At 68.9% G+C, this 12,218-nt stretch carries 10 protein-coding genes; 2 read left to right on the plus strand and 8 right to left on the minus strand.

Going from position 1 to position 12,218, the window contains the following annotated elements; all coding sequences use genetic code 11:
• Nucleotide 1: 1 nt before the first annotated feature.
• Nucleotides 2–2,017, minus strand: a complete 2,016-nt coding sequence (gene thrS, locus SPF06_RS11725) for a threonine--tRNA ligase (protein ID WP_323279241.1) — start codon at nt 2,015–2,017, stop codon at nt 2–4.
• A 148-nt stretch (nt 2,018–2,165) separates the two neighbouring features.
• On the opposite strand from thrS, the gene SPF06_RS11730 reads away from it, so the two are divergent.
• A complete protein-coding gene (locus tag SPF06_RS11730) occupies nt 2,166–2,891 on the plus strand; it encodes an SOS response-associated peptidase (protein ID WP_323279242.1) in 726 nt (241 codons plus the stop codon).
• On the opposite strand, the gene SPF06_RS11735 is transcribed toward SPF06_RS11730, so the two are convergent.
• The 3 genes from SPF06_RS11735 to SPF06_RS11745 are packed head-to-tail and all read right to left on the minus strand — an operon-like array spanning nt 2,875 to nt 4,747.
• The gene (locus SPF06_RS11735; RefSeq protein WP_323279243.1) at nt 2,875–3,864 is read right to left on the minus strand and encodes a hypothetical protein; all 990 of its coding nucleotides are present in this window, start codon (nt 3,862–3,864) and stop codon (nt 2,875–2,877) included. The genes SPF06_RS11730 and SPF06_RS11735 overlap by 17 nt on opposite strands.
• Nucleotides 3,861–4,574, minus strand: a complete 714-nt coding sequence (locus tag SPF06_RS11740; RefSeq protein ID WP_323279244.1) for a cytochrome b N-terminal domain-containing protein — start codon at nt 4,572–4,574, stop codon at nt 3,861–3,863. Before SPF06_RS11740 ends, SPF06_RS11735 begins: the two co-directional genes overlap by 4 nt.
• Complete coding sequence (locus SPF06_RS11745; protein WP_323279245.1) at nt 4,571–4,747, minus strand: hypothetical protein; 177 nt, start codon at nt 4,745–4,747, stop codon at nt 4,571–4,573. Before SPF06_RS11745 ends, SPF06_RS11740 begins: the two co-directional genes overlap by 4 nt.
• 174 nt (nt 4,748–4,921) lie before the next feature.
• Here SPF06_RS11745 and SPF06_RS11750 point away from each other — a divergent pair, with 174 nt between their 5' ends.
• The gene (locus SPF06_RS11750; RefSeq protein ID WP_323279246.1) at nt 4,922–5,536 is read left to right on the plus strand and encodes a DedA family protein; all 615 of its coding nucleotides are present in this window, start codon (nt 4,922–4,924) and stop codon (nt 5,534–5,536) included.
• A 56-nt stretch (nt 5,537–5,592) separates the two neighbouring features.
• Here the strand turns inward: SPF06_RS11750 and mgtA are convergent, their stop codons facing one another.
• The 4 genes from mgtA to kdpC all read right to left on the minus strand — a co-directional run bounded on the left by mgtA (nt 5,593) and on the right by kdpC (nt 12,212).
• Nucleotides 5,593–8,304 carry a magnesium-translocating P-type ATPase gene (mgtA, locus tag SPF06_RS11755; RefSeq protein WP_323279247.1) on the minus strand — a complete coding sequence of 904 codons (2,712 nt, stop codon included), beginning with the start codon at nt 8,302–8,304 and terminating at the stop codon, nt 5,593–5,595.
• Between the two features lie 79 nt (nt 8,305–8,383).
• Nucleotides 8,384–9,058: a response regulator gene (locus SPF06_RS11760; protein WP_323279248.1), complete on the minus strand. Its 675-nt coding sequence runs from the start codon at nt 9,056–9,058 to the stop codon at nt 8,384–8,386.
• Nucleotides 9,059–9,071: 13 nt separating this feature from the next.
• Complete coding sequence (locus tag SPF06_RS11765) at nt 9,072–11,594, minus strand: DUF4118 domain-containing protein (RefSeq protein WP_323279249.1); 2,523 nt, start codon at nt 11,592–11,594, stop codon at nt 9,072–9,074.
• 36 nt (nt 11,595–11,630) lie between these two features.
• Complete coding sequence (gene kdpC, locus SPF06_RS11770; RefSeq protein ID WP_323279250.1) at nt 11,631–12,212, minus strand: K(+)-transporting ATPase subunit C; 582 nt, start codon at nt 12,210–12,212, stop codon at nt 11,631–11,633.
• Nucleotides 12,213–12,218 lie beyond the last annotated feature (6 nt).

A 12,218-nucleotide genomic window follows, 5' to 3' on the forward strand; every position in this document is an offset into this window, starting at 1 on the left:
GTCAGAGGGCCCTCGTCCGAACGGCCTCGACGATGCGCTTCACGGCCTCGTCGACGGGCACGCCATTGTCCTGGCCGCCGTCGCGGAAGCGGAACGAGACCGCACCGGCCTCGGCGTCCTCGCCGCCCGCGATCAGCACGAATGGGATCTTGTCCTTGCTCGCCGTGCGGATCTTCTTCGGGAAGCGGTCGCTCGAGGCGTCAACCTCCGCACGGATGCCCTCGCGCTTGAGGCGGGCGACGACGTCGTACATGTAGTCGTTGAACGCCTCGGCGACGGGGATGCCGACCACCTGGACCGGTGCGAGCCACGCCGGGAAGGCTCCCGCGTAGTGCTCGGTGAGCACGCCAAGGAAGCGCTCGACGGAGCCGAAGAGGGCACGGTGAATCATGACCGGCCGCTGACGCGTGCCGTCCGCGGCCTGGTACTCGAGTTCGAACCGCTCCGGCAGGTTGAAGTCGAGCTGGATCGTCGACATCTGCCAGGTCCGTCCGATCGCGTCCCGCGCCTGGACGGAGATCTTGGGCCCGTAGAACGCGGCCCCGCCGGGGTCCGGGACCAGCTCGAGACCCGACGCCTCGGCGACCTCCGCGAGCGTCTGCGTGGCCTCGTCCCACGCGTCGTCGGAGCCGACGTACTTCTCCGGATCCTTCGTGGACAGCTCGAGGTAGAAGTCGTCGAGGCCGTAGTCCTTGAGCAGGTTGAGGACGAAGTTCAGCGTATTGGTGAGCTCGTCCTTCATCTGCTCGCGCGTGCAATAGATGTGCGCATCGTCCTGGGTCATGCCACGCACGCGGGTGAGGCCGTGCACGACGCCGGACTTCTCGTAGCGGTAGACCGAGCCGAACTCAAACAGGCGCAGCGGCAGCTCGCGATACGAGCGCCCGCGCGAGCGGAAGATGAGGTTGTGCATGGGGCAGTTCATGGGCTTGAGGTAGTAGTCCTGCCCGGGCTTGCGGACGGTGCCGTCCTCGGCCAGTTCCGCGTCGACGTGCATCGCCGGGAACATGCTTTCCTTGTACCAGCCGAGGTGCCCGGAGATCTCGTACAGGTGCCCCTTCGTGATGTGCGGGGTGTAGACGAACTCGTAACCGGCTTCGGTGTGCCGCTGGCGCGAATAGTCCTCCATGGCCTTGCGGATGATGCCGCCCTTGGGGTGGAAGACCGGAAGGCCCGAGCCGAGCTCGTCGGGGAACGAGAACAGGTCGAGTTCCGCGCCGAGCTTGCGGTGGTCGCGGCGCTCGGCCTCGGCGATGCGGTCCTGGTACTCCTTGAGCGCTTCCTTCGTGGGCCACGCGGTGCCGTAGATGCGCTGGAGCTGGTCGTTCTTCTCGCTCCCGAGCCAGTAGGCCGCGGCCGAGCGGGTGAGCGCAAACGCGTTCGAGATGAGCTTCGTGTTGGGCAGGTGCGGGCCGCGGCACAGGTCATGCCACACGGCCTCGCCGCTCTTGCGGTCGATGTTGTCGTAGATCGTGATCTCGCCGGAGCCGACCTCGATGTTCGCGCCTTCTTTCGTGGCGCCCTCGGACTGGTGATCCTTCGCGCCGAGCAGCACGAGCTTGTACGGCTCGTGCTTCATGGCCTCGATCGCCTCGCCCTCGGACACGCTGCGGCGCTTGAAGATCTGGTTCTGGTTGACGATCTTGAGCATCATCTTCTCGAGGGAGCGCAGATCGTCCGGCGTGAACGGCTCCTCGACGTCGAAGTCGAAGTAGAAGCCGTCCTTGATGTAGGGGCCGATGCCGAGCTTCGCGTCCGGGCGGAGCTGCTGGACCGCCTGGGCCATGACGTGCGCGGTCGAGTGTCGCAGGACATTGAGCCCGTCCTCCGAGGCGACATCGACGCCCTCGACGACGGCGCCCGCCGGGATGGGCTGGTCGAGGTCCTTGAGCACGCCGTCCACGCGGGCGACGACGATCTCCCGCCGACCCTCGAAGAGGTCTCCTCCCGTAGTGCCCTGGGTGACCGTCTGCTCCTCGCCGTCGACGGTAATGGTGATCTGCTGGGCATCTGACACGGGCGTCTCCTCTTCATCTGTCGGCTTCATAGCTTGTGGCATACGGGGACCACAGCCAGCCACCGACAAGACTAGCGGAAACGCCCGGCTGCCAAGCCCACACTCCACGCCACCCGGTCTAGTCAAAGGGACCGACGCGAGGTGAATAATGAGCAGCATGTGCGGGAGATATGTCATGGCGCGGGACGTCGGCGACCTCGTGGCCGAGTTCGACGTCGACGAGACCTACGTGGACGAACTCGAAGCCTCCTACAACATCGCCCCCACGGACCCCGTGCCGCTCGTCCTCGACCGCAAGGACAAGGAGAGCGGCGACGTGTCGCGGAAGCTCGTGACGGCCCGCTGGGGGCTCGTGCCCTCGTGGTCGAAGGACGCCAAGGGAGCGGCCAGGCTCATCAACGCGCGGCGCGAGACGATCACCGAGAAGCCCTCGTTCCGCAAGGCGGCCGCGCAGCGGCGGGCCCTCGTGCCCGCGGATGGCTACTACGAGTGGCAGCAGGAGCTTGTGGACGGCAAGATCCAGAAGATTCCGACCTATCTCCACGGCGCGGAGGGCGGCATGCTCGCGTTCGCGGCACTGTTCGAGAACTGGCCGGACCCGTCCCTTCCGCCGGACGACCCCGGCCGCTGGCTCCGCACGTGCACGATCATCACGGCCCCCGCGGCGGATTCAATCGGGCACATCCACGACCGCACCCCGCTCATCGTGCCCCGAGACCTGTGGGCGGACTGGCTCGACCCCGAGACCACGTCCGAAGCCGACGTCCGCAGCCTCGTCGATTCGATGCCGGAGCCACACCTCGTGCCGCGCGCCGTCGGCAGCCTCGTCAACAGCGTGAGGAACAACGGCCCGGAACTCATCGAAGCCGTGTAGCCTCCGCCGAGCGAGCCTTCCGGTAGTAGTCGCGCCAGATGAGCCGGTGGATCGGAATGAGCCGCGGGATGGACCGAAGGCCCGGGATGAAGGGCAGGAACATGAGGGCGAGCGTGAGCACGACCATGATCCCGCTGATGACGAGATCCGCGTTGGAGAGCGAGTTGAACGGCGGGACCTGGTACCAGAACGAGAACAGCCACAGCCACGACTGGCCCGGGTAGTTCCCGGTCTCGTTCATCATGCCCCACTGGTCTCCGGTGAGGTGCTCGCTGTCGGCGAGGTTCCGGAAGTAGGTGCCGTCGCCGAGGAAGAGCACCGTGCGCGTGTGGTTGAGGGTCGTGGCGGCGTTTCCGTCGAGCACGCTGTCGAGGGTGCCTTTCTGCGCCATGGCGAGCAAGGCGTTGTCCAAGCCGGGGACGGGCCCGTAGTCTCCGGGCGCAACCTTGGCTGGGTCGCCGTCGGGCGCCTTGGAGAGCGCGTCGGCGTAGGCACTCGCCCACTGCCCGCGCTGCGCATCGCTCGCCGCGTCCCACGCAGCAAGGTCAGCGGGCGGCTGCGGGAGCATTCCGAGGGGCCCGATCACGAAGTCCTGGGCGGTGTCGATGGGCAGGCGAACGCCAGAGAGGCTCTGCAGATCGATCGGGCCGAGCGTCTGGCTCGCACCCGGCGTCGCGTTGTAGGGCGGGCCGTACCCGGCAGTGTCGCTCGTCCCGCCGAGCTCGGCGGTTGCGGTGGCGACGAAGTCAGAGGGCGCCGCGCTTGCCCACTGCTTGAGGGTCACGGGAGGCTCGTCGGGAGAGCCGACGACGGCGGCGAGCCCCACCGTGAGCAGGCCCACGACGATGAGGGCGTAGACGAGCTCCTTGACGAGGTCGTACTCGCGCAGTGAGCCAGCCCAGGGACGGCGGTCGAGATCCCGCCCGCGATGGCTGCGAGGCCCGGCCGCGGGTCGGCTCGCGGTGGCGGTCATTGATCGTCGCCTCCTTCGCGTTCTCCCGCGCGATCGGGCGACGGCGCGCGGAGCTGGGGATCGCTTTCGGCGGCCTCGAGGGGCGGGACGACGCCTCGCGCCCGCACGAGCAGGACGTGGAGGACGACGACGGCGCCCACCGCGAGCGGGAGCAGCACGATGTGCCACATGAGGAGCTGCCCGAGATCCGCCACGTTGAACCACGCGCCCACGCCAACCGCATTGAGGGCGTCCTTGGCCTGGAACGCGATCCACTGGGAGTCGAAGTTCGTCTGGATGAGGTAGCCGGTGAAGGCCGTGACCAGCGAGACGACGAAGGCGATCACCCCGGTGATCCACGTCAGAGCTCGGCCTCCCCGCCACGACGCCATCCAGAACTTCCCCCACAGATGGATGACCATGAACATGAAGAAGAGCTCGACGCCCCACAGATGCGTGCTGTTGACGAACCGGCCGAACGCCGAGACGTGGTACCAGGCGGGCCCGTTGAGGGCGAGGATGAAGCCGGAGGCGAGCACGTACACGAGCGCTGCGATGGTTGCCATGCCGAAGACGTAGATCCACGATGCGACATAGCTCGGCTGGGTCTCGGGGAGGAGCTTCTCGGGCGGAAGCTTCTGCAGGGACCACCCGCGGAACCGACCGGTCCACGAAACGATGCGGCTTCCCGGCGCCGGGCCCTGCGCGGCGGTGTCGCGTGGGACGCTCATCTGCGGTCCCTCCCGCCTGGGAACGGCAGGAAAAGCGCGATCGCGAACAGGACGAGCATCGCGACGATGACGAGAAGATTGCCGAGCTGGATCGTGAAAGATCCCCAGCCGAGGTAGATTCCATCGGCCGCGAGGCGGGCTGCAGAGGCCAGGGCTGACGCTGACGTTTCCACGTCATCAGGGTCAGGCGACCCGGCGCACCCGACTAGAGACCTTTGTCCCGAATGCTGCCATGCGTCACCCGCGAAGCGTCAGGGACCATGGCCCTTCTTCCGCGGGGCCGAGTGCGCCACACTGTTCGCATGGTGGCCGAGATGATGGTCGCGCGCTGAGCCCGGCGCCCTGACATGGATGCCTGGACCGCGCTGCTCTTCGGGCTTGTCCCGATCGTCGCCGCAGACTCCTTCTTCCCGTCGGTCCCGGCCGAGGTGGCCGTGGCGACGGGCGGTTCGCTCGCGTCGGAGGGGCGGGGGAACCTCGCCCTCGTGATCCTCCTCTCGGCCGTGGGCTCCTGGCTCGGCGACGCGGCGCTGTACCTACTCGTCAAGCACAGCCTCAGCCCGCTCGTGGACCGCTGGCGCTGGGGCCGACGGCTGCACAGCATGACGCGCGAGGGCCTCGAAGAGCTGGGACGGTCCGGCGCGTTCATCATGGTGCTGGGCGCGCGCTTCCTTCCGGGAGGACGCCTCGCCTCGTGCGTCACCGCCGGGATCACGCGGATGCCGACGCGCGCCTATCTGGCGAGCGACGCGATCGGCGGCGTCCTCTGGTCAGCGTGGATGGCAGGAATCGGGTTCGTCGCGCACACCGCGACGGATCTGCCCTTCTGGGAGTCCGCCTTCATCGGGGCAGGGATCAGCACCGCTCTCGCGCTCGCAGTCGGTGGCGTCCTCTCCCGCCGCGCGCGCCGCCGCCGCGCGGCTCTGCACGCGGAATCCACCACGTCTGCCGACGGAAGATGATGCCGACGCGGCACACTTTTCGCTGCTATGGCACACCCTGCCTAACGGCGCCCTGTCTAGCGGCGCCCGGCCGCCACGCCGTGGCCGGGTGCCCTCCGCACCTTCGGCCTTCCCGTGTGCACGACGAATGGGGCGGCACGACGGTGGACTCGGCCGTGAGAGGCATGGACCGCGGCGGGCGGGATGGCCGCGGGAGCGGCCTCGCGCGCGGCCTGCTCGCGTGCCGCGCGAGCGTCGGCCGCGCGATAGAAGAAGTGCTTCGCGGCCTCGACGAGCACGAGATAGAGCACGACCATCCCGGCGAGCGCAAGGAAGAACGGCAGCGGCAGGGGCCGGAAGCCGATGAGGGCGCCGAACGGCGTGTACGGGATGACGGCGCCGGCAGCCACGATCGCGAGCACGCTCGCCGTGAGGGCCGCCGAGGCGCGGCTCCGGAAGAACGGGATACGCCGGGTGCGGATCGCAAAGACGATGAGGGTCTGCGTGGCGAGGGACTCGACGAACCAGCCGGCCCTGAACTCCTCGGGGGCCGCGCTGAACACCCCGAGCATGAGGGCGAAGGTCCCGAAGTCGAAGAGCGAGGAGATCGGTCCGAACGTGACCATGAATCGTCGGATCCCCCTGATGTCCCAATGGGCGGGCTTCCGGAGCTGGTCCTGGTCCACCTTGTCGGTGGGAATCGCGAGCTGGCTCGTGTCGTACAGCAGGTTGTTGAGCAGGATCTGGCCGGGCAGCATGGGCAGGAACGCGAGGAACGCGCTTGCGGCCGCGGCGGAGAACATGTTGCCGAAATTGCTGCTCGTGCCCATGAGCAGGTACTTGATCGTGTTGGCGAAGATGCGCCGGCCGCCCACGACCCCGTCCGCGAGCACGCCGAGATCCTTCTTGAGCAGGACGACGTCGGCCGCGTCCTTGGCGACGTCCGTGGCACTCTCGACTGAGATCCCCACGTCGGCCTGGTTGAGGGCGAGGGCGTCGTTCACGCCGTCGCCGAGGAACCCGACGGCATGCGCCCGGCGCAGCACCGTGACGATGCGCGCCTTCTGCTTCGGGGAGACGCGCGCGAAGACCCGGGCGCCCTTCGCCGCGGAGGCGAGTTCGCCGTCGTCCATCGCGGCGATCTGAGCCCCGGTGAGGACCGCACCCCCGGGCATGCCCAGCACCGAGATCACGTGCTCCGCGACGAGGGCGTTGTCGCCCGTCGCGATCTTGACGTCGACCCCGAGCTCCGCGAGCCGCGCAAGCGAAACGTGCGCGTCCTCCTTCGGCTTGTCGATGAAGCTCAGGAAGCCCTCGAGGGACAGCAAGGCGCCATCACTGGACCCCGATCCGCTGGCGACAGCGACGACCCGGGCTCCCCGACGGAACAGCGCATCGAGCCTTGCGCGGTCGTCGTCGGTCACGCCGTCACACCGGTCCAGGACGGCCTCGGGGGCGCCCTTGAGGATGCGTCGCGGTTCCCCGACGCGCTCGGCGTCGCGGTCCAGCCCAGTCACGACAGTCTCCATCGTGCACGTCTCATGGTCGAAGGGGCGCAGCTCGAGGCGCCGCGAGCCGGCCAGCTGCGCGGGCAGCTCCGGGAACGCCTCCCAGAGCGCGGCGTCGACCGGGTTCTGACCCTCGCCGGACGCGCCCGGTTCGGCCGGATCGACCTCGCAGCACAGGAGCGCGAGCTCGGACAGCCGGCCCGCCCCGTCGGCGCGGGCTGCCGCCGGCAGGACCTCCTCGAGCCCGATGCGCCCTTCGGTGAGCGTGCCGGTCTTATCTGTAACGAGGACGTCGAGGTTCCCCAGATCCTCGATCGCGAGGAGCCGCTTGACCAGCACCCCGTGCTGGGCCAGGAGCCGCGTCCCCGCGGCGAGGCTCGTGCTGACGACGGCGGGAAGCAGCTGGGGCGTGATGCCGACGGCAATGGCGAGGGAGAACAGCGCCGAGTCGAGGAACGGTCTGGCCAGGAGCAGGTTGATCACGAGGATCCCCGCCGTGAGGGCGAGCCCGACCCACAGGAGCATGAGCGAGAACTCCTTGAGACCGCGCTGGAAGGTCGTCTCGGGGAGGCCCTGGGCGAGCCCCGCCGCGATAAGGCCGAATTCGGTCGTTGGGCCCGTCGCGGTGACGATGGCGCGCGCCGCTCCCGCGTGCACCACCGTCCCCATGAGCAGGCAGTCCGAGAGCTCCGCGAGACTGGCCCCTTCGGCGACGGGCTCCTCCGACTTCTCCACCGCGGCGGACTCGCCGGTGAGCACCGCCTCGTCGGTCTCGAGCCCTGCGGCCTCGAGCACTCGTGCGTCCGCAGGGACGATGTTCCCAAGGCCGATCCGGATGACGTCCCCCGGCACGAGTTCGCGCACCGGCACGGCGCGCTCCTCGCCGCCGCGGACGACGACGACCGTGTGGCTGATGCGCCGATGCAGGTCGGCTGCCGTGCGCTCGGCCCGGTACTCGTTGACGAAGCCGAGCAGGGCGCTTCCCAGCAGGATCGCGAGGATGATCGTGGCGTTGAGCTGGTCCCCGGTGGCGAAGGAGAGGAGCGCGGCCGCGACGAGCAACGCCTGCAGGGGGCTCGCGAACTGGCGCACAAGCACGTGGGGCCAGCTGACGCGCCGCGCCTCGAGCACGTTGGCGCCGAGGGCGAGGCGGCGTGCCGCTTCCGCCTCGGTCAGTCCGTCGGGCCCGGATCCCACGGCCTCGAGAACGTCCGCGGCCGGCATCGAAGCGGCCTGGGCCACGGGTAGCTGGACGAGCTGCGGCTGGATCTGGACGCTCACGAGCCAACTCTACGGCGGCCACGGTGTGCCGACGCCGCGGCCAGGCCGAGAGCGCCTCGCCGCGCGGCCGTGCGCGTGGCTATTCCTCGAAGCGGTAGCCCAACCCGGCCTCGGTAATCAGGTGCTTCGGGCGCGCCGGGTCCGTTTCGAGCTTGCGCCGCAATTGGGCCATATAGACACGCAGGTACTGGGATTCTTCGCTATAGGCTGGCCCCCACACAGTCTGAAGGAGCTGGCGCTGGGTCACAAGATTCCCCCGGTTGGCCACGAGCATCTGCAGGACTCCCCATTCGCGGGGCGTGAGGTGCACTCGCTCGCCGTCGCGGGTCACGGTCGCGGCGCCGAGGTTGATCAGGAGGCCGCCCGCATCGACCACGCCGCCTAGTGGGATGTGCGCGGACCTGCGCTCGACGGCACGGAGGCGCGCGAGGAGCTCGTCGAGCCCGAAGGGCTTGGTCACGTAATCGTCGGCACCCGCGTCGAGCGCCTCGACCTTGTCCGTCGACCCGTGCCGGGCAGAGAGGACGACGATCGGCATCTCGGACCATCCCCGGATCCCGCGGATCACCTCCGCCCCATCCATGTCCGGCAGTCCGAGGTCCAAGACGAGGACATCGGGCGGGTTGGAGGCCGCGAGATGGAGAGCCTGGGTTCCGTTCGCCGCAACCGCGACGGTATATCCCTCGGCCCGGAGGTTGATCTGGAGGGCGCGCAGGAGCTGCGGCTCGTCGTCGACCACGAGAACGCGCTTCATCTGTGTGGACTCCTCACTCCCGCGGCCCAGCGTACAGGGGCATGCGCAGGACCATCGTGAGCCCACCACCCGGGGTCGGTTCGGCGGCGAGCTCGCCGCCCATCGCCTCGATGAAGCCCTTCGCGACAGCGAGCCCCAGGCCGATGCCGGAGCCTTTGGTCTCGTCGCCGAGGCGCTGGAACGGCTGGAACATCGCCATGACCCGCTCGGCCGGCACACCCGTGCCATGGTCGACGACACGCAGTTCGCTCATGGGCTGATCGCCCATCGCCGGGGACAGCAGGCCGCCGGCCGTTGCGACGATCACGATGTCGCTTCCGCCCGCGTACTTGACCGCGTTCTCGGCGACGTTGGCGAGGACGCGCTCGAGGAGCCCGCGATCGCCGTCGAGCGGAGGGAGATTCGAGGCGAGGTCGACGCGCACCGAGTCGGCAGGCAGGTCCGAGACGACGTCGGAGACGACATCGAGCCACGTCACAGGTTCGTGGAGGACGCTCAACACCTCGCTGTCGATGCGAGACATGTCGAGCAGGTTGGCGACGAGGTTGTCCAGACGGCCCGAGTAGGCGTCGATGGTCTCGAGCATCTCGGCCTGCTCCTCGGGAGTCGTCTTGCCGCGCTGCCGCCGCAGCGCCGTCACCGCGAGGCGGATCCCAGCAAGCGGGGTGCGGAGATCATGGGAAACCGCACGAAGTATTGAGGTCCGGATGCGGTTGGCCTCGCCGAGCTTAACCGTCTCGCGCAGGCTCACGGCAAGTTCCTGCCGCTCCAGCAGGGCCGAGAGGTGGGCCTCGAACGCCGCGAGGAGGCGACGCTCTCCCCCGCTGAGGGCTCGCCCCTTCCACGCGATGGTGAGGCCCGGCTCGACGCGGTCGGCGCCGTCGGCCTCGTCGGGACTCGCCGGGGCATCCCGTCCGGCACGCGCCCGAATCGCCCACGAGCTGTTGCCGTCTTGCGAGAGCACGCTGACCGACGCGAGCTGGAACTCACCGCGAAGCTGCTCAAGGAACTCCTCCGCGCTCTGGTCCCGCGCAAGGGAGCCGCGCGCAAGCTCGCTGAGGGTTCCAGCTTCGGCCCGCGCACGCGCAGCGTCCCGGGATCGGCGGCTCGATACGCCCACCACGAGCGAGAAGGCGACCGCGACCGCGAGGAAGACGACGAGCGCGAAGAAGTTCTGCGGGTCGTCGATCGTGAGCGTGCCGACGGGCGGTGTCACGAAGTAGTTGAGGAGGAGCGAGTCAAAGACGGCGGCGACGACCGCGGGCCACAGGCCGCCGACAAAGGCGACCACGACGACGGCACAGAGGTGCGCGAGCGCGTGGGTCGTGAGGTTGAGCTCGGGGAACGGCAGGAGCGCGGCCGTCATGAGGATCGGGACAGCGAGCGCGAGCGCGTAGCCGATGAGCGTCCGGGTGCGCCCGAGGATCGGCGTGAGCCGTCGGCGCGGTGCCCTGCCCGCGAGCGCGTGGGTCACCATGTGCACGTCGATCTCGCCCGAATCGCGCACGACGGCGGCACCTACGCTTCCGCGCCCGAGGAACTGCTGGAGGCGTGTGTGGCGGGAGACGCCGACGACGATCTGGGTTGCGTTGACGCTGCGGGCGAAGTCGAGCAGGCTTGCCGCAATGTCGTCCCCCGCAAGCTGCTGATACGTGCCGCCGAGGTCCTCGACGAGCTTCCGCTGGGCGGCGAGCGACTGGGCTGATCCTTCGCTCAGTCCGTCCGGCTGCCGTACGTGGACGGCGATGAGGTCACCGCCGCTCACACGGGAGAGGATACGTGCCGCACGCCTGATGAGAGCCTCTCCCTCAGGGCCGCCCGTGAGCGCGACGACGACCCGCTCACGGGCCGGCCACGTCCCTTCGATCCGATGCCGCTGCCGGTACTCGGCGAGTCCTTCTTCGACGCGGTCGGCGAGCCAGATGAGCGCCATCTCGCGCAATGCCGAGAGGTTGCCGAGCCGGAAGTAGTTGGCGAGCGCCGCGTCGATCTTGTCCGGCGCGTAGACGAGGCCCGAGCTCAGGCGCTGGCGCAGGAGCTCGGGTGGGATGTCGACGAGCTCGATCTGATCGGCCTTGCGCACGATCGCATCCGGCACGACCTCCTGCTGGCGCGTTCCCGTGATAGACGCAACGACGTCGTTGAGCGATGCGAGGTGCTGGACGTTGACCGTCGTGAGGACGTTGATCCCGGCGTCGAGGAGCTCGTCGACGTCCTCCCAGCGTTTCGGATGGCGGCTGCCCGGGGCATTCGTGTGCGCGTACTCGTCGACAATCGCCGTGTGGGGCCGCCGCGCGAGGACGGCGTCCACGTCCATTTCTGGAAGGCGAGTTCCTCGATACACGACACTGCGCAGCGTGACCTGCTCAAGCCCCTCCGTGAGCGCCGCCGTCGCGGCCCGCCCATGGTCCATGACGACGGCGACCACCACGTCGGTATTGGCCGCCGTGAGGCGGTGGGCCTCTTCGAGCATGGCGTAAGTCTTGCCGACGCCGGGCGCGGCGCCGAGGAAGATGCGCAGGCTGCCGCGTTCCATACTCCCGATTCTTCCAGCCGTTCCCCGTTGCGGTGTCTACTTCAGCCTCGTCGCGACGGCGAGGTTGAGCTTGGTGGTGTTGACGGCTGGCTGGCCGAGCAGGCTCATGGCCGGGGTGTTGGTCGAGTCCGCGACGAGTTTCTCCACTTCGGCGACGCTCAGACCGGTGGCCTTGGCGACGCGAGGGACCTGGAGCTGGGCGTAAGCCGGGGAGATGTCCGGATCGAGCCCCGAGGCGGATGCCGTGACCGCGTCCTGCGGCACCGCGGACTCGGGGACTCCTTCGCGGGCGGCGACGGCGGTGCGGGCGTCAGCTTCGGCCTTAGCGAGGGCCGGGTCCGACGGCCCCAGGTTCGACGCTCCCGACATCGTCGGGTCCCACTTCACCGCGGACGGGCGCGGGAAGAAGAACCTCGTCTCCTTGTCCGGAACGGCCTGAACGATGAGAGTCGAAGCGGCGGGCTGTCCGTTGAGCTGGGCGATCGAGCCGTTGGCCTGCGCCGAAGCGACCGCTTGGCCGACACCGAACATCACCAGTGGGTACAGCACGCCGAGCAGCGGTGTCGCCACCGCCAGGAACCGGAACGAGGTGCCGAGCTGTCGCAGGTAAGCATTCACTGCGGT

Source organism: Sinomonas terricola (assembly GCF_034931225.1).
In the GTDB taxonomy this organism is placed as follows: Bacteria; Actinomycetota; Actinomycetes; order Actinomycetales; family Micrococcaceae; genus Sinomonas; species Sinomonas terricola.

Bases quoted from the DNA above. Each gene is read 5' to 3' on its own strand.
- SPF06_RS11750 (WP_323279246.1), top strand. From the start codon at position 4,922: ATGGATGCCTGGACCGCGCTGCTCTTCGGGCTTGTCCCGATCGTCGCC.
- SPF06_RS11735 (WP_323279243.1), bottom strand. From the start codon at position 3,864: ATGACCGCCACCGCGAGCCGACCCGCGGCCGGGCCTCGCAGCCATCGC.
- SPF06_RS11760 (WP_323279248.1), bottom strand. From the start codon at position 9,058: ATGAAGCGCGTTCTCGTGGTCGACGACGAGCCGCAGCTCCTGCGCGCC.
- SPF06_RS11740 (WP_323279244.1), bottom strand. From the start codon at position 4,574: ATGAGCGTCCCACGCGACACCGCCGCGCAGGGCCCGGCGCCGGGAAGC.
- SPF06_RS11730 (WP_323279242.1), top strand. From the start codon at position 2,166: ATGAGCAGCATGTGCGGGAGATATGTCATGGCGCGGGACGTCGGCGAC.
- SPF06_RS11765 (WP_323279249.1), bottom strand. From the start codon at position 11,594: ATGGAACGCGGCAGCCTGCGCATCTTCCTCGGCGCCGCGCCCGGCGTC.